General features: G+C 72.8%; 13 protein-coding genes. 6 read left to right on the top strand and 7 right to left on the bottom strand.

The window, feature by feature from the left end; all coding sequences use genetic code 11:
- Positions 1 to 2: 2 nt before the first annotated feature.
- The 5 genes from O7603_RS08725 to O7603_RS08705 form a co-directional block, all read right to left on the bottom strand.
- Positions 3 to 1,181, bottom strand: a complete 1,179-nt coding sequence (locus O7603_RS08725) for an ABC transporter ATP-binding protein (protein WP_281575183.1) — start codon at positions 1,179 to 1,181, stop codon at positions 3 to 5.
- Positions 1,181 to 2,062, bottom strand: a complete 882-nt coding sequence (locus O7603_RS08720) for a carbohydrate ABC transporter permease (RefSeq protein WP_281575182.1) — start codon at positions 2,060 to 2,062, stop codon at positions 1,181 to 1,183. The genes O7603_RS08725 and O7603_RS08720 overlap by 1 nt, the downstream gene beginning before the upstream one ends.
- A complete protein-coding gene (locus O7603_RS08715) occupies positions 2,059 to 2,976 on the bottom strand; it encodes a sugar ABC transporter permease (protein WP_281575181.1) in 918 nt (305 codons plus the stop codon). Before O7603_RS08715 ends, O7603_RS08720 begins: the two co-directional genes overlap by 4 nt.
- A 4-nt stretch (positions 2,977 to 2,980) precedes the next feature.
- Positions 2,981 to 4,378 carry an extracellular solute-binding protein gene (locus O7603_RS08710; protein ID WP_281575180.1) on the bottom strand — a complete coding sequence of 466 codons (1,398 nt, stop codon included), beginning with the start codon at positions 4,376 to 4,378 and terminating at the stop codon, positions 2,981 to 2,983.
- 153 nt (positions 4,379 to 4,531) lie between these two features.
- Entirely contained in the window at positions 4,532 to 5,269 is a 738-nt protein-coding gene (locus O7603_RS08705) for a GntR family transcriptional regulator (protein WP_281575179.1), read from the bottom strand.
- A 187-nt stretch (positions 5,270 to 5,456) separates the two neighbouring features.
- Between O7603_RS08705 and iolC the strand changes: the two genes are divergently transcribed.
- Genes iolC through iolD form a run of 4 tightly spaced genes read left to right on the top strand, consistent with a single transcriptional unit; the run spans position 5,457 to position 10,064 of the window.
- Positions 5,457 to 6,437, top strand: a complete 981-nt coding sequence (iolC, locus tag O7603_RS08700; protein WP_281575178.1) for a 5-dehydro-2-deoxygluconokinase — start codon at positions 5,457 to 5,459, stop codon at positions 6,435 to 6,437.
- Positions 6,434 to 7,321, top strand: coding sequence for an aldolase (locus O7603_RS08695; protein ID WP_281575177.1), 888 nt, complete (start codon positions 6,434 to 6,436; stop codon positions 7,319 to 7,321). The genes iolC and O7603_RS08695 overlap by 4 nt, the downstream gene beginning before the upstream one ends.
- Positions 7,318 to 8,220, top strand: coding sequence for a 5-deoxy-glucuronate isomerase (gene iolB / locus O7603_RS08690; protein WP_281575176.1), 903 nt, complete (start codon positions 7,318 to 7,320; stop codon positions 8,218 to 8,220). Before O7603_RS08695 ends, iolB begins: the two co-directional genes overlap by 4 nt.
- Complete coding sequence (iolD, locus tag O7603_RS08685) at positions 8,220 to 10,064, top strand: 3D-(3,5/4)-trihydroxycyclohexane-1,2-dione acylhydrolase (decyclizing) (protein WP_281575175.1); 1,845 nt, start codon at positions 8,220 to 8,222, stop codon at positions 10,062 to 10,064. The genes iolB and iolD overlap by 1 nt, the downstream gene beginning before the upstream one ends.
- An 87-nt stretch (positions 10,065 to 10,151) precedes the next feature.
- Here iolD and O7603_RS08680 read toward each other — a convergent pair whose 3' ends face one another.
- The gene (locus O7603_RS08680; protein WP_281575174.1) at positions 10,152 to 10,991 is read right to left on the bottom strand and encodes an alpha/beta hydrolase; all 840 of its coding nucleotides are present in this window, start codon (positions 10,989 to 10,991) and stop codon (positions 10,152 to 10,154) included.
- 240 nt (positions 10,992 to 11,231) lie between these two features.
- Between O7603_RS08680 and O7603_RS08675 the strand changes: the two genes are divergently transcribed.
- Positions 11,232 to 13,145: a Xaa-Pro dipeptidyl-peptidase gene (locus tag O7603_RS08675; protein ID WP_281575173.1), complete on the top strand. Its 1,914-nt coding sequence runs from the start codon at positions 11,232 to 11,234 to the stop codon at positions 13,143 to 13,145.
- Positions 13,146 to 13,226: 81 nt separating this feature from the next.
- Here O7603_RS08675 and O7603_RS08670 read toward each other — a convergent pair whose 3' ends face one another.
- Positions 13,227 to 14,453: a helix-turn-helix domain-containing protein gene (locus O7603_RS08670; protein WP_281575172.1), complete on the bottom strand. Its 1,227-nt coding sequence runs from the start codon at positions 14,451 to 14,453 to the stop codon at positions 13,227 to 13,229.
- A 305-nt stretch (positions 14,454 to 14,758) separates the two neighbouring features.
- Between O7603_RS08670 and O7603_RS08665 the strand changes: the two genes are divergently transcribed.
- Complete coding sequence (locus tag O7603_RS08665) at positions 14,759 to 16,099, top strand: nicotinate phosphoribosyltransferase (protein WP_281575171.1); 1,341 nt, start codon at positions 14,759 to 14,761, stop codon at positions 16,097 to 16,099.
- Positions 16,100 to 16,262 lie beyond the last annotated feature (163 nt).

Genomic DNA, 16,262 nt, shown 5'->3' with positions numbered 1-16,262 from the left:
GGTCAGCGCTCCGCGCCGGTCCGGGCGGCGGGGACGACCGGCGCCGGCGCGGTGGCGAGCAGCTCCCCGTCCCGGTAGAGCAGTGACCGGCCCGGCCGGGGCACCACCCAGCCGGTGTCACCCGGCTCCGGTTCTCGGCCCTCGGGCACGACGACCTGGACGCTGGCGCCGGAGGCGCGGGTGTCGACATGTGGGTCGTCGGCTGATCCGCCCGGCGCGCCGTCGGTCGGCCCGCCGGTGGTCAGGTCGAGCGAGACCAGCGAGAAGCTGCCCAGGTTCTCCACCACGACGACCTGCCCGTGCAGGGCGCCCGGGACCGGTTCGGCCGAGTAGTCGAGGTACTCGGGGCGTACTCCGTAGACCAGCTTCTCGCCGTCGGTGAGCGGGACGCCCTCCGGCGCCGGCAGCCGGGCGCCGGCGACGGCCAGCTCGCCGTCGCGGGCCTCGGCGTCGATGAGGTTCATCGGGGTGGAGCCGATGAACCCGGCGACGAACGTGTTCGCCGGGCGGCGGAACACCTCGGTGGGCGTGCCGACCTGGCGGATCCGGCCGCCCTCCATGACGGCGATCCGGTCGGCCAGGGCGAGGGCCTCGGCCTGGTCGTGGGTGACGAAGACGGTGGTCACGCCGAGTTCGCGCTGCAGCCGCTTGAGGAACGTCCGGGCCTCCAGCCGGAGCCGGGCGTCCAGGTTGGACAGCGGCTCGTCGAGGAGGAAGACCTGCGGGTGACAGGCCATCGCGCGGGCGAGCGCGACGCGCTGCTGCTGGCCGCCGGAGAGCTGGCCGGGGCGGCGGTCCAGCAGCGCGGACAGGCCCAGCTCGTCGGCGGTCTCGGCGGCCTTCTCGCCGCGGCTGCGCCGGTCCACCTTCTTGATCCGCAACGGGTAGGCGATGTTGTCCCGCACGGTCATGTGCGGGTAGAGGGCGTAGTCCTGGAAGACCATCGCCACGTCCCGTTTTCCGGGCGGCAGGTTGGTGACCTCGCGGTCACCGATGTGCACGCTGCCGCCGGAGGCGAGTTCCAGCCCGGCGATGGTGCGCAGCAGGGTGGTCTTGCCGCAGCCGGACGGGCCGAGCAGGGCGAAGAACTCGCCGTCGGCGATCTCCAGGTCGAGGGCGTCCAGGGCGCGTACCCCGTTGGGGTAGACCTTGGTCAGCGCGCGCATGGCGATGGCGGACATCAGCGCTTGATCCCTCCGTGGAAGCGGAATCCGTACCGGCTGCTGACGAAGACGAACATGAGCGCCACCGGCAGCGAGTAGAGCAGTGAGAACGTGGAGAGCAGCCGCAGGTCGGCCTGGCCGCCCTCGGTGTAGAGGGTGTACATGATCACCGCGGCGGGGGCCTTGTCCGGCCCGCGCAGCAGCAGGTACGGCACCAGGAAGTTGCCCCAGACGTTGGCCACCGCCCACACCCCGACGGTCGCCAGCCCGGGACGCACCAGCGGCACCACGATGTGCCGCATGATCTGCAGCGGGCTGGCGCCGAAGACCCGGGCGGACTCCTCGTAGGACGTCGGGGTGGCGTCCATGAAGTCCTTCAGGATGAAGATCGCCGCGGGCAGCAGGCCGCCGCTGAGGATCAGGATGACGCCGAGCCGGGAGTCGATCAGGTGCAGCCGGTCGGCCAGCTCGAACAGCGGCACCATGGTGGCGGTGCCGGTGACGATCGAGGAGAGCAGCAGCAGCCCGTAGAGCAGCGCGTCGCGGCCCGGCACCCGGACCCGGCTGAGCGCGTACGCGGCCAGCGCCGCGAACGTCACCACCAGCGCGGCGGTGCCGACGGCCAGGTAGACCGAGTTGAGCAGTGAGCTGAGCGCGTACGGGTTGTCGAGCAGGGCCCGGAAGTTGTCCAGGGTGAACTGCGGCAGCGACGCGGTGATCGTCGGGGTGTCGTCGAACGGGGCGGTGGCCAGCCAGAGCAGCGGCAGGGCGAAGAACCCGAGGACGGCGCAGAGGAAGACGTACCGCGCGATCCCGGCGAGCACGTGCCGGACCGCGATGCGCGGACCGTCGGCCGCCGGCTCGGTCCGGGCCGGCGGTGCGGTGGCGGTCGCCGTCATGCCGTCTCCTTCCGCCGGCCCAGCATCCGCAGGTAGACCAGGGCGATGACCAGGTTGATCAGCAGCATGACGAACGAGATGGCCGCGCCGAAGCCGAGTTCGCCGCCGGAGAGCGCGACCTTGTAGACGTAGACCGGCAGGATCTCCGAGCGCTGCTCGGGACCGCCCGCGGTGATGAGGAACGGCGCGAAGTCGTTGAACGTCCAGAGGCTGATCAGCAGCAGGTTGGTGAGCACGTGCCCACGGATGCGGGGGAAGACCACGTCGCGGAGCTGCTGCCAGGTGGACGCGCCGGCGAGCCGGGCGGTCTCCAGGTGCGAGCGGGGCACGTTCTCCAGGGCGGCGGCGTAGAGCATCATCGAGAACGCGGTGCCGCGCCAGGTGTTGAAGATGATGATCGACAGCATCGGGTGGTCGAGCAGCCAGGCGGTGCCGGGGATGCCGAGCAGCGTGTTGAGCGTGCCGCCGTCCCGGTCGAGCAGGGCGATCCAGAGGAACGCCACCACCGAGCTGGGCAGGATCCAGGAGAGCAGGACCAGCCCCTCGACCAGCCGGCGCAGCGGACCCCGGCGGTCGCGTAGCGCGTACGCGATGGCGAAGCCCAGCCCGGCCTGGCCGATGACCGCCGAGCCGAGCACGAACTGGAGGGTCAGCAGCAGGGAGTTGCGGAACCGCTCGTCGCCCAGCGCCTGGGTGTAGTTGTCCAGCCCGACGATTTCCGGGTTGGCGGCGGCCAGGCCGGTCAGCCGGTAGTTGGTGACGCCGAGGTAGATCGTCCAGACGGCCGGGACCACGAGGAAGAGCAGGATCAGCACCATGCCGGGCACGACGAACCCGGTGGCCCGGGCCCGGCCGAGCCCGGCGGCGTCGGGGGCGGGGGAGGCGCCCGTCGCCGGGCGCGCTCCCTTCACCACCTGGTCAGGAGGTGACGTTGCCTGCGCCACCGACGATCCCTTCGACCTTCTTCTGGTACGCGCTGGCCGCCTCGTCGACGCTCTTTCCGCCGGCCGCGTCCGCGGTGGCCTCCTGGAGCGCGACGGACACCTGCGGGTAGACCGCGAGCGGCGGCCGGTACGCGGTGACCGGCAGCACCTTCTCGGTGATGAAGCTCAGCATCGGGTCGCCCGCGAGGACCTCCTTGTTGACGTCCGTCCGCGCGGTGATCCGCTTCTCACCGGCGAGTTCGGCCTTGACCGCCTCGGCGGAGTGCATGAACGACAGCAGTTCCCACGCCTGGGCGGGGAACTTGGAGTTGGGGTTGAGCACCCGTACGCCGCCGCCGGACATGCTCACGAAGTCCTGCCCGCGGATGCCGGCGCCCGGCTGCTTGGCGGGGATCATGGCGTAGCCGACGGTGGTGTCCCGGTCGGCCATCTTGGCGATGCCGCTGCCGGGGTTGACGACGCTGCGCCAGAAGTAGTCGCCCTCGCCGAGAATGCCGATCTTGCCGGCGGCGAACTCGGCGAACGACTTGTCCCGGCCCTTCGCCTCCTGCTGGAGCTTCGGGTCGCCCAGGCCGCCGCCGTAGATCTTCGTGTAGAAGTCGAGCACGTCCTTGACCGGCTGGCTGGCCCCGGCCCACTTGCCGTCCTTGTAGATCTCGCCGCCGGCGCCGACCAGCAGCGGCAACGCGCCCTGCATCGAGGTGGCCTCGCCCATCGCCGTGCCGGCGTTGATCTGGATCGGGGTCACCCCGGGCAGCGCCTTGAGCTTGGCGCCGGCGTCGAGGATCTCCTGCCAGCTCTTCGGCTGCCAGTCGGCGGGCAGGCCGGCCTGGGCGAACAGCTTCTTGTTGTAGTAGAGGACCCGGCCGTCGGTGCCGAGCGGGATGCCGTACCGCTTGTTCTCGAACGAGCCGAGGCCCTGCACGGTCTCCGGGATCTGCGACCAGCCCTCCCAGGAGTCCACCTCGGAGCCGGCCACGTCGGACAGCGGCTTGAGGTAGCCGGCCTGGACGAACTCGCCGACCCAGATGCCGTCCAGCGCGATGACGTCGGCGCCGCTCTTGGACCGCAGGTCGAGGGCCTGCTTGGTCTTGTACTGCTCGTCGTCGACGCCGCTGGGCACGAACGTCACCTTGGCGGTGACACCCTTGGCCTTCTGGGCCTCGACGAACCGGGGGATGACCCACTTTTCGATCCACTCCGCGCCGGCGGAGCTCTTGCCGCCGACGATCGAGTTGGCGGCGATGGTGAGGGTGATGTTCTTGGCGTCCTTGCCGGCGGGCTCGGACGAGTCACCGCACGCCGTGGCGGCGAGGGCGACGGCGGTGAACGCGGCGAGCACGCCCGCTGCGTGTCTCGGCTTGGCTGACATGGGCTGTTTCCCTTCGCAAGGAGAGACTTCGAAGAGACTCGCGGGTCGCCCGCCGGCCGCAGGTCACTCGCCCGGCGGTGCTAGCGGCCACAATGTCATGACAGCCTGACGACGTAAATACCTGTCACTGAAATGAGCGCGAAACATCCACCGTCACCGCTCCGCGACCGTGACCTCCAGCGAGTAGCGGCTGCCCCGGTAGATGTGCGCGCCGTGCTCGACGTAGCGCCCCCGGTCGTCGTACGCGGTGCGGGTCAGGGTGAGCAGCGGCGCGCCTCGCCGCTCGCCGAGCATCTGGGCCTCCACCGTGCTCGCGGCCCGCGCCCCGATCCGCTGGTGCGCGCCGCGGATCCGCATGCCGCTGGCGCGCAGGATCGCGTACAGGCCGTTCGCCTGCAGGGCGTCGAGGCTGAGCCGGACCAGGTCGGCCGGGAGCCAGTTCTCCATCACCGCGAGCGGGTCGCCGTCGGAGAAGCGCAACCGGCGCAGGTGCCAGACCTCGCTGCCCACGGGCACGCCGAGCGCGTCGGCGACGCCGGCCGGGCAGGGTGCGGTGGCCAGTTCCAGCACCGAGGTGGACGGTCGCTGGCCGGCGCGCAGCAGGTCGTCGTGGAGGCTGGTCAGCTCCACCGACCGGCGGACCTCGCCGCGCACCACCTGGGTGCCCACCCCGCGGCGGCGGATGATCAACCCCTTGTCGACCAGGTGTTGGATGGCCTGCCGGACGGTCGGGCGGGACAGCCCGAGCCGGTCGGCGAGCTGCAACTCGCTGTCCAGCCGGTCACCCGGCGCCAGCTCGCCGCGCTGGATCGCCGCCGCGAACTGCTCGGCGACCTGGAAGTAGAGCGGGACCGGGCTGCTCCGGTCGACCGCGATCTCGGGGCCGGGCACGGCACCTCCTCGGGGGGACGCGCGGAGTCGCAGGGCGCGCGACGATGGGCGCCACTGTACCGAAGTGGTCACCCAGCGCAGAGGGCAGATGTCATGACAACACATTGACACAACTCACGCGGCACTGTTACCAATCAGGGACAGCGCTGGCAGGTACGTCCACGCCGGCCGGGACGAAGGACGTCGCATGCTGGATGTGCTCACCATCGGCCGGGTCGGGGTGGACATCTATCCGTTGCAGGTCGGCACCGCGCTGGCCGACGTCGAGACGTTCGGCCGCTTCCTCGGCGGGAGCCCGACCAATGTGGCCGTCGCGGCCAGCCGGCAGGGACTGCGTTCCGGCGTGATCACCCGCACCGGGGCCGATGCGTTCGCCGCGTACGTGCACCGGGCGCTGCGCGAGTTCGGCGTCGACGACAGCCAGGTCCGCCCGGTCGAGGGGCTGCCCACCCCGATCACCTTCTGCGAGATCTTCCCGCCGGACCACTTCCCGCTCTGGTTCTACCGCACCCCGACCGCCCCGGACCTGCAGATCCGGCCCGAGGAACTGGACGGCGACGCGATCGCGGCCGCCCGGATCTTCTGGCTCACCGGCACCGGGCTGTGCCAGCAGCCGAGCCGGAACGCGCACACCGCCGCGCTTGAGGTCCGCGCCGGGCGGCCGCACACCGTGCTGGACCTGGACTACCGGCCGATGTTCTGGCCCGACGCGGCCGAGGCGACGGCGGCGATCGCCGAGGTGCTGCCGCAGGTCACCGTGACCGTCGGCAACCTCGACGAGGTGGAGGTCGCCGTCGGCACCCGCGATCCCGAGCGGGCCGCCGGGCTGCTGCTCGACCGTGGGCCCCGGCTGGCGGTGGTGAAGCTCGGGCCGGACGGGGTGCTCGCCCGCACCGCCACCGAGACCGTCCGGGTGCCGCCGGTGCCGGTCGACGTGGTCAACGGGCTCGGCGCCGGCGACGCGTTCGGCGGCGCGCTCTGCCTGGGGCTGCTGCGCGACTGGCCGCTGGAGCGCACGCTGCGCTTCGCCAACGCCGCCGGCGCGATCGTCGCCTCCCGCCTGGCCTGCTCGGCCGCCATGCCGGACCACGCCGAGACCCTGGCGCTGCTCCGCGCCGTCCAACCGGAACCACCGTCGACCGCTGCCGCGGGAGGAGAAAACCGGTGAGCACCGAGTACGACGCGCTGACCCTCACCCGCGCGCACCGGCCACAGGCGATCGCGGAGGCGGCCGCCGGCCGCACCCGCCGGCCCTGGCCGGACCACGGGCGACCCCTGTTCATCATCGCCGCCGACCATCCGGCCCGCGGCGCCCTCGGCGTCCGGGACCGGCCGATGGCCATGGCCGGGCGCGCCGACCTGCTCGACCGGCTGCGCCTGGCGCTGTCCCGGCCCGGCGTCGACGGGGTGCTCGGCACCCCCGACGTCCTGGAGGACCTGCTGCTGCTCGGCGCGCTGGAGGACCGGCTGGCGATCGGGTCGATGAACCGGGGTGGGCTGTCCGGGGCGACCTTCGAACTCGACGACCGGTTCACCGCGTACGACGCCGACAGCATCGCCGCCATGCGCTACGACGGCGGCAAGATGCTCTGCCGCATCGACCCGGACGACCCGGGCACCGCCCCGACGCTGCAGGCCTGCGCCCGGGCGGTCACCTCCCTCGCCGCGCACCGCACGGTCGCCCTGGTGGAGCCGCTGTGGGTGGCGCGCACCGACGGCCGGGTGCACGCCGACCTGCGTCCCGAGGCCGTCATCAAGGGCGTCAGCGTCGGCCAGGCGCTCGGCGCGACCTCCGCGTACACCTGGTTGAAGCTGCCGGCCATCGACGAGATGGAGCGGGTGATGGCGGCCACCACCCTGCCGGTCCTGCTGCTCGGCGGTGACCCGGTCGAGGCCCCCGACGTGGTGTACGCCCGCTGGCAGCGGGCGCTGCGGCTGCCCGGCGTACGCGGACTGGTGGTCGGCCGGGCGCTGCTCTACCCGCCGGACGACGACGTGGCCGCCGCCGTCGACGTGGCCGGCTCGCTGCTCCCCACCGGGCAGGACGCGTGAGGACGCCGGACGCCCACCTGGCGTGGGGCAGCACCGCCCGGGCGCCCTGGGCGTTGGAGGTCACTCCGGAGCGGGCCGGCTGGACGTACGCGGGCCTGCGGGTGCTCACCCTGCCGCCGGGCGGCACCGTCACCGTCCACACCGCAGCGGAGGAGATGCTGGTCCTGCCGCTGGCCGGCGCCGCGACCGTGCACTGCGACGGGTTGTCGCTCGCGTTGACCGGACGGGCGTCGGTGTTCGCCGCGGTCACCGACTTCGCCTACCTGCCCCGCGACGCCACCGCCACGATCGAGGGGGAGGGACGGTTCGCCCTGCCCTCGGCCCGGGCGACCCGCCGACTCTCGCCCCGCTACGGCGCCGCCCGGGACGTGCCGGTCGAGCTGCGCGGCGCCGGACCGGCCAGCCGCCAGGTCAACAACTTCTGCGCCCCGGACGCCTTCGACTGTGACCGCCTCGTCGCCGTCGAGGTGCTGACCCCCGGCGGCAACTGGTCGTCGTACCCGCCGCACAAGCACGAGGAGGACCGGGTCCACGACGACGGGCGGGTCGAGGCGGAGCTGGAGGAGATCTACTACTTCGAGGTGGCCGGCGGCGCGCCCGGCGACGAGACCGGCCCGGTCGGCTACCAGCGGGTCTACGGCATCGACCGGCGGCCCATCGACGTGCTCGCCGAGGTGCGCGGCGGGGACGTGGTGCTGGTCCCGCACGGCTACCACGGGCCGTCGATGGCCGCGCCCGGCTACCACCTCTACTACCTCAACGTGCTGGCCGGGCCCGGGCGGAACCGCACCATGGCCTGTGTGGACGATCCGCGGCACGGCTGGATCCGGGCGAGCTGGGTCGACCAGGTCGTCGACCCGCGGCTGCCCTTGACCGGCCCGACGACCCGGGAGGCGTGATGCCGCGGCTGACGGTGGCGCAGGCGCTGGTGACGTTCCTGGCCCGGCAGTGGTCCGAGCGCGACGGGGTGCGCCACCGGCTGATCCCCGCCTGCTTCGGCATCTTCGGCCACGGCAACGTCGCCGGGATCGGCGAGGCCCTGGCCAGTGCCGAGGTCGACCTGCCGTACCACCTGTGCCGCACCGAGCAGGGCATGGTGCACACCGCCGCCGCGTACGCCCGGATGACCGACCGGATGAGCACGCTGGCCTGCACCACCTCGATCGGCCCCGGCGCGACGAACCTGGTCACCGGCGCGGCCGGGGCGACCATCAACCGGCTGCCGGTGCTGCTGCTGCCCGGTGACATCTTCGCCACCCGGGTGGCCAACCCGGTGCTCCAGGAGCTGGAGGACCCGCGCTCGTACGACGTGAGCGTCACCGACGCGCTCCGGCCGGTGTCCCGGTACTGGGACCGGATCAACCGGCCGGAGCAACTGCCGGCGGCGCTGCTGGCCGCCATGCGGGTCCTGACCGACCCGGTCGAGACCGGCGCGGTCACCCTCGCCCTTCCGCAGGACGTGCAGGCCGAGGCGTACGACTGGCCGGCGGAGCTGTTCGCCGACCGGGTCTGGCACGTGCCGCGCCCGCGTCCGGACTCGGCGGCCGTGGACCGGGCCGCCCGGGTGGTCACCGCGGCGCGGCGGCCGCTGCTGGTCGCCGGGGGCGGGGTGATCTACAGCGGCGCGGGCGACGCGCTGCGCCGGTTCGCCGAGACGCACGGGGTGCCGGTGGCGCAGACCCAGGCCGGCACCGGCGCGCTGCCGCACGACCACCCGCTGGCGCTCGGCGCGGTCGGGGTTACCGGCACGAGCGCGGCGAACGAGGTCGCGGCCGGCGCGGACGTGGTGATCGGGGTGGGCACCCGCTACAGCGACTTCACCACGGCGTCCGGCACCCTCTTCCGAGAGGGTGCCCGCTTCGTCAACCTCACCATCAGCGGCTTCGACGGGGCGAAGCTGTCCGGGACGCCGCTCGTCGCGGACGCGCGGGAAGGCCTCGCCGCGCTCGACGCCGCGTGTGCCGGCTGGTCGACCGTGCCGGCGTACCGTGCGGAGGTTTCCGACCTGATCGGACGCTGGGCGGTGGTGGCCGAGCGGGCCCGGCACGCGGCGCCGGACGCGCGGCCCACCCAGACCGCGGTGATCGGCGCGGTCAACGACGCCGCCGGCCCGCGCGACGTGGTGGTCTGCGCGGCCGGGTCGATGCCCGGTGACCTGCACCGGCTGTGGCGCAGCGCCGACCCGAAGAGCTACCACGTCGAGTACGGCTACTCGTGCATGGGCTACGAGATCCCCGGCGGCCTCGGGGTGAAGCTGGCCGCGCCGGACCGCGAGGTGTTCGTGCTGGTCGGTGACGGGTCGTACCTGATGCTGCCGAGCGAGCTCGCCACCGCGGTGGCCGACGGGGTGAAGCTGGTCGTCGTGCTGGTCGACAACGACGGGTTCGCCTCGATCGGCCGGCTGTCGGAGAGCGTCGGCGCGCAGCGGCTCGGCACCGCGTACGAGGACCGCGCCGGGGCACCGCTGCCGGTCGACCTGGGGGCCAACGCGGCGAGCCTCGGCGCGGACCTGATCCGGGTGTCGACGACGGCGGAGCTGCGCGCGGCGCTGGAGACGGCGAGGGCGGCGTCGCGGACCACCGTTGTGCACGTGCGGACCGACCGGTTCGAGGCCGGCCCCGACGGCGGCGCCTGGTGGGACGTGCCGGTCGCCGAGGTCTCCACGACCGCGGCGGCGCGGGCGGCCCGGGCCGGTTATGAGGAGGGGCGCAAAGCCCGGCACACCCGTCTTCGCCCGGCCTGACTCCCGGCCCGCCGGTGCGGGTGCGGAAACGGCCCGGATCACGGGCGGGCCGAGGTCGGTAACCAGGTGACGGCGTGCCCGGACGGATCAGCGCAGGAACCCGGCCATCGTCGCCACGAACGACTCCGGATCGTCGAGCCAGGGGAAGTGCCCGGCGCCCGGCTGCACGGCCAGTTCGGCGCGGGGGAACAGGCCGGCGTACTCGGCGGCGCGCTTCGGAGGAAGCCCGACGTCTAGCCCGCCGGCGAGGAGCAGGACCGGTGCCGGAAGGTGGGCCACGGCGGACCGGACCGCGTCCGGCTCGAACGCGCCGGGGGAGTAGTAGACCCGTGCCGCGTCCCCGTTCCGATCGCTCGCCATCCGGGCGCAGTACGCCTGGCGGGCCGCGTCCCACCGGCCGTGGCTGAACGGTTCGATCGCGTCCCAGTCGGCCTCCGTCGCGTCGCCGGACCAGATCCGCTCGAACGCCGCGGAGGCGTCCGGGAACCAGGGCTCGTCCCGGCGCAGTTCGGCGAGTTCCCGACGATCCAGGTCGGAGATCTCCAGGCCGACCGGCCGTGGGCTGGGAGTGACCAGGGCGAGCCGACCGACGCGGTCGGGGTGCCGGGCGGCGTACAGGAGGGCGAGCGACGCGCCGGCCGAGTGCGCGACCAGGTCGAGGTGGGTGAGCCCGAGGTGCACGCGCAGGGCTTCGACGTCGGAGACCTGCCGGTCGCACCGGTAGCTCGCCGGGTCCGCCGGGACCGCCGACGCTCCGGCCCCGCGCGGGTCCAGCAGCACCAACGACCGGTGCGCCGACAGCCCTCCCAGGTCGCCGAGGTAGTCCGAGGCGAGCATCGGCCCGCCGGGCAGGCAGACCAGCGGTGCGCCCTCACCGGTCCGGTGATAGCCGAGCCGCGTGCCGTCGTCACTCGTGAAGATCCCCATCCCGAGATCGTATTCGCGAGGACGGACACCCGACCGTCCGCGAGACGGCGGATGCCGTCCGGCGGGACACCCTCGGCCACATGCGACATACGTAGGAGTCGATCGCGATCACCTCCCGCAACTGTCCGATGACCGGCCGCGCACCGGTTCCTAGGGTGCGAGGCAACCGCCGCACCGGCGGCCCGCCGTCCCTGTCGGGACGCGCGACCGCGTCCGGTGCCGGACAAGGGGAGGAGCACGATGCGAACCACGAGGAGCTGGTGGCGAGCGTCGGTGGTGGTCGTGGTGGCCGCCGCCGTCGGCCTGCCGGCGGCGACCGCGACGGCGCAGCCGGTCGCGGAGCGTCTCCGGCCGGTCATCCAGAACGGTGTGACCCAACCGGTGTTCGGATATGCCGACGCGATCCGCGAGCGGGTGTTCGTCACCTCCGACGTCGACACGGACGCCGACGGCGGGCGCGACGTCGTGGCCATGGACATCATCCGGCCCAAGGCCAGCGACCGGGGCCTCCGCGTGCCGGTGATCATGGACGCCAGCCCGTACTACTCGACGGTCTGCCGCGGCAACGAGGGCGAGTGCAAGGGCGACCTCGACGGCGACGGCCTGAACGACCAGTGGCCGCTGTTCTACGACAACTACTTCGTCCCGCGCGGCTACGCGGTGGTCCTGCTGGACATGATCGGCACCAACAACTCGACCGGCTGCCCGGTCACCGGTGGCCGCGCCGACAACATCAGCGCGCCGACCGCCATCGACTGGCTCAACGGCCGCCGGGCCGGCACCAACGCCGCCGGGCAGCGGGTCGTCGCCACCTGGCACAACGGCAAGACCGGCATGATCGGCAAGTCGTACGACGGCACCCTCGCCAACGCGGCCGCCGCGACCGGCGTGAAGGGCCTCAGCACGATCGTGCCGATCTCGGCGATCTCCAGCTGGTACGACTACTCGCGCAGCAACGGTCTGGTCACCCGGGCGAACAACTACTCCGGCAGCCTCTCCAACACCGTCACCAACCCGGAGCGGCGAGAGCACTGCGCGCCGGTGCGCGCGCAGTTGGGGGTGGACGGCGACGACGTCACCGGCGACTACAACGACTTCTGGGCCGAACGGGACTACGTCCCGGACGCGAAGCGGGTGCGGGCCAGCGTCTTCGTGGTCCACGGCATCAACGACAACAACGTCCGGCCGGACCACTTCAGCAAGTGGTGGGACGCGCTCGCGAAGCACCACGTGCCCCGCAAGCTCTGGATGACCGGCACCGGCCACGTCGACCCGTTCGACTTCCGTCGGGGCGAGTGGGTGGACACCCTGCACCGCTGGTTCGACTACTGGCTGCAGGGTGTGAAGAACGGCATCATGGCCGAGCCGATGGCGGACATCGAGCGGGCGCCGGACGTCTGGGAGACCCAGCGCAGCTGGCCGGTTCCGGGCACCCGGACGACCGACGTGTGGCTGCGGCCCGGCGCCGAGGGCGCGGCCGGCGCGCTGTCGGTTCGCCCGAGCCCCGGCAAGGAGTCCCGGACGTTCCAGGACACCCCGACGATGAGCCAGACCACCGCGATCCGGCACCCGTCGGACCCGCAGGCGAACACCGCGAACCGCCTCGTGTTCCTGTCCGAGCCGCTGAAGGCGCCGCTGCACATCTCGGGCACCCCGATCGTGCGGATCAAGGCCTCGGTCAACGGCGAGGACACCAGCTTCGCCGGTCTGCTGGTGGACTACGGCACCCGGCCCCGGTTCAGCACCGCCGGTGACGGCATCCGGACGCTCACCGAGGAGGACTGCTGGGGCGAGCAGGCCACCTGGGGTGGCTTCGCCGAGAACGCCTGTTACCGGCAGACCGAGAAGACCGTGGCCAGCGACCCGCAGGAGCTGGTGACCAAGGGCATCCTCGACGGCCAGAACCTGAAGTCGCTGTCCGTGACGACGCCGCTGGTCCCCGGCAAGAAGAATTCGGTCGAGGTGCCGCTGCTCCCCGAGGACTACGTCTTCGCGGCCGGCAACCAGGTCGGTGTGGTCCTGCTCGGCTCGTACTCGGGCTACAGCAGCCGGGCCAAGCAGAACCAGGCCGAGATCACCGTCCACTTCGACAGCAGCCGCATCGAGCTGCCGATCGTCGGCGGCCGTTCGGCGGCCGTGCGAGCCGGTCTGTGACGGCGGGCGGGCGGGGCGCTTCCGGGCGTCCCGCCCGCCATGGGCACCCGTCCGCCGACCTCGCCAGCGGTGCGGCTCGCGTCACTCCTCCGGCCGGTACGCGCCGGTCAGCCGGCCCAGCTTCAACGCCAGGTGCAGGCAGAGCCGCTCGTTGCCGTCCTTGAGATCTGTCTCGGCCAGCTCTTCGACGCGCTGCAACCGGTAGTAGAGGGTCGTGCGGTGCAGCCGAAGCTGCTCGGCGGTCGCGTGAGCGTTGCCGGCCAGATCCAGGTAACGCTCCAGCGTCTGCAACAGCACCGGATTCGGCTGCTCCCGCAGCAGCCGCTCCAAGCCGGGATGCACGTCGGCCATGTCCAGGTGCCGACCCTCCAACCGCGACAGCACTCGGTAGATGCCCAGCCCCGGCCACGACACGACGGGGCCGAGCGCCGGCAGCCGGACGCCGACCCGGGCGGACTGCACCGCCTCCCCGTACGACCCGAACGCCTCGGCGAGCCCCGGCCGGGTCTGCCCGATCCCGACCACCGTGCGCTCGACCGCGCCGAGCCCGCGCGTCGCCTGCCGCAGGTTGTCGTCGAGGAGCTTCGCGGCGACCTCGGGCGACGGACGCCCGCCGCCCCGCCCGCAGAGCAGCAGGACCCCGTGGTCGTCGCGGACCAGGTGCAACGCCTCCCGCGTGCCGATCCACCGCCGAGTGGTGACCAGCGCCTGTTCGAGTGCGAGGCGCGCGACCTCGTCGGGCGGGTCGCCACCCGAGGTCACGAGGTGCGCGACGAGAGCGGTGGCCGGGCCGTCACCGGCGATCATGCCGGCCTCGCGCAGCGTCCGCATCGACTGCGCACGGGTGGTCTCGTCGGCGGAGAGCAGCGTCCGGGCCGCCTCGGTCTCCCGGTTCCAGGCCAGCTCGCCGAGGAGATTCTCCCGGTAGAGCGCCAGCGACAGCTCGCTCATCAGGCCGGTCGCGGCGATGTCCGCGTCCGCCATGGTGCCGTCCGGGTCGATGAACCAGACGAACCCCAGCAGCAGATCCTGGTGCCGGATCGGCACGCAGACCCGCGGCAACAGATCCAGCTCCTCCGACGCGGGTGTCCGCACCGGCGCGCGAGCCTCCGTGATTCCCGTCTTGCGGAACCACGCGATCACCTCCGGGGTGGTCTGCCGCCGCAGGATCGACGCCCTGCGCACGTCGTCCATCAACCCGGTGTGCTCGCTGTAGACCACCACCCGCTGGCGTCGGTCCTCGATCAGCGCGGGCCGGCCCGCGTAGGCGGCGAGAGCGTCCACAAGGCGTTGCAACTCACCCTGCATGCGAATCTCCCGTCGGCTCCTCGTCGGACCGTCACCCCGTCAGGTACCCCGCTGCGGTCCTCTCACGTGTTCGCCGCTGGCGACGGTGCGGGCCGCAACCCGGGTACCCGGGACACCACGGCACAGAACGATCATGCTGCTAGACGTTGACCGGGACAACCGTCTACCCGGGCGTAGCCACGGCGGTCGCCCGGCGGTCCGTCGCCTCGCGGGCGTGTGCGGCGCGACGGCCGCCCGGGATCTCCCGTTTCCCGCACATTCCCGCGCGGCATCCACCACAGTGGTGCCGTGGCCGAGGAGGTGAGATGACCGGACTGCGGACCGACCTGTACGAGCTGCGGATGGCGGCCAGCTACCTGCGCCGCGGGATGACGGGGCGGGCGACGTTCAGCCTGTTCGCCCGCCGGCTGCCACCGCGGCGCGGCTTCCTGGTCGCCGCCGGGCTGGACGAGGCCCTGACGTTCCTGGAGGACTTCGCGTTCGACCCGGCCGACCTCGCCTACCTGCGCGACGCCGTCGGCTTCGACCAGCCGACCCTGACCGCGCTGGCCACGCTCCGGTTCACCGGCGACGTCTGGGCCGTCCCGGAGGGCCGGGTGGTCTTCGCCGACGAACCGCTGCTGGAGATCACCGCGCCGATCGCCGAGGCGCAGCTGGTGGAGACCGGGGTGCTCAACCTGATCACCTTCCACACCACGGTGGCCACCAAGGCCGCCCGCTGCCGGCTCGCCGCCGGGGACGCGCAGCTGATCGACTTCGCGTTCCGCCGTACGCACGGCATCGAGGCCGGTGCCGGCGTGGCCCGGGCCTCGGCCATCGCCGGCTTCCTGGCGACCAGCGACGTCGAGGCCGCCCGGCGCTACGGCCTGCAGCCCTCCGGCACGATGGCCCACTCGTACGTCGAGGCGTTCCCCGACGAGCGTGCCGCGTTCCGGGCGTTCGCCGCCGACTTCCCGACGAACCCGATCTTCCTCGTGGACACCTACGACACCCCGGCCGGCGTACGGGCCGCCGTCGACGTGATCACCGAGCTGGGCCTGACCGGGCCGCTCGGCGTCCGGCTCGACTCCGGCGACCTCGCCGCCCTGGCCCGCGAGACCCGGGCGATCCTGGACGACGCCGGCCTCACCCAGGCGCAGATCGTGGCGAGCGGCAGCCTGGACGAGGACGTCATCGCCGGCCTCGTCGCGGCGGGCGCGCCGATCGACGGGTACGGGGTGGGCACCAAGATGGGCGTCTCCTACGACGCGCCGTCGCTGGACAGCGCGTACAAGCTGGTGGCCGTCGGCGACCGCCCGGTGCTCAAGCTCTCCCCGGGCAAGGCCACCCTCCCCGGACCCAAACAGGTCTTCCGCGACCCGGACGGAGCGAGCGGCGACGTGGTCGGCCTCCGCGACGAGCCCCCGCCGGACGGCCGCCGGCCGCTGCTCGTACCGGTGATGCGCGACGGTCGCCGCCTGGAACCGGCCGACCCGGCCGAGGCCGTACGCGCCGCGCGCCGCCGGTTCGACGGCGAGCTCGGCTGGCTGCCGGAGGCGGCGCGCCGGCTGATCGATCCGGAACCGCTCGCCACCACCGTCAGCCCGGCGCTCACCGCGCTGCACGACCGGGTCGCGGCCCAGGTGGCCCCCGGCGGCACGTACTGACCAGTCGACCGTCCACGGTGGGCAGCACCGCGTGACGCAACGATTGACTACGTGCAACACGAGCATTACCGTCGCACATGCCGCAAGCAGATCTCCAAGATGGACCAGCTTGCTCGGTGACTCTGCAGCAGCACACCCGCGCACTGGTTCACCCGGCGCATGC

It is taken from the genome of Micromonospora sp. WMMD812 (assembly GCF_027497215.1).
Lineage (GTDB): Bacteria > Actinomycetota > Actinomycetes > Mycobacteriales > Micromonosporaceae > Micromonospora.
This window is presented reverse-complemented; position numbering and strand designations above follow the sequence as displayed.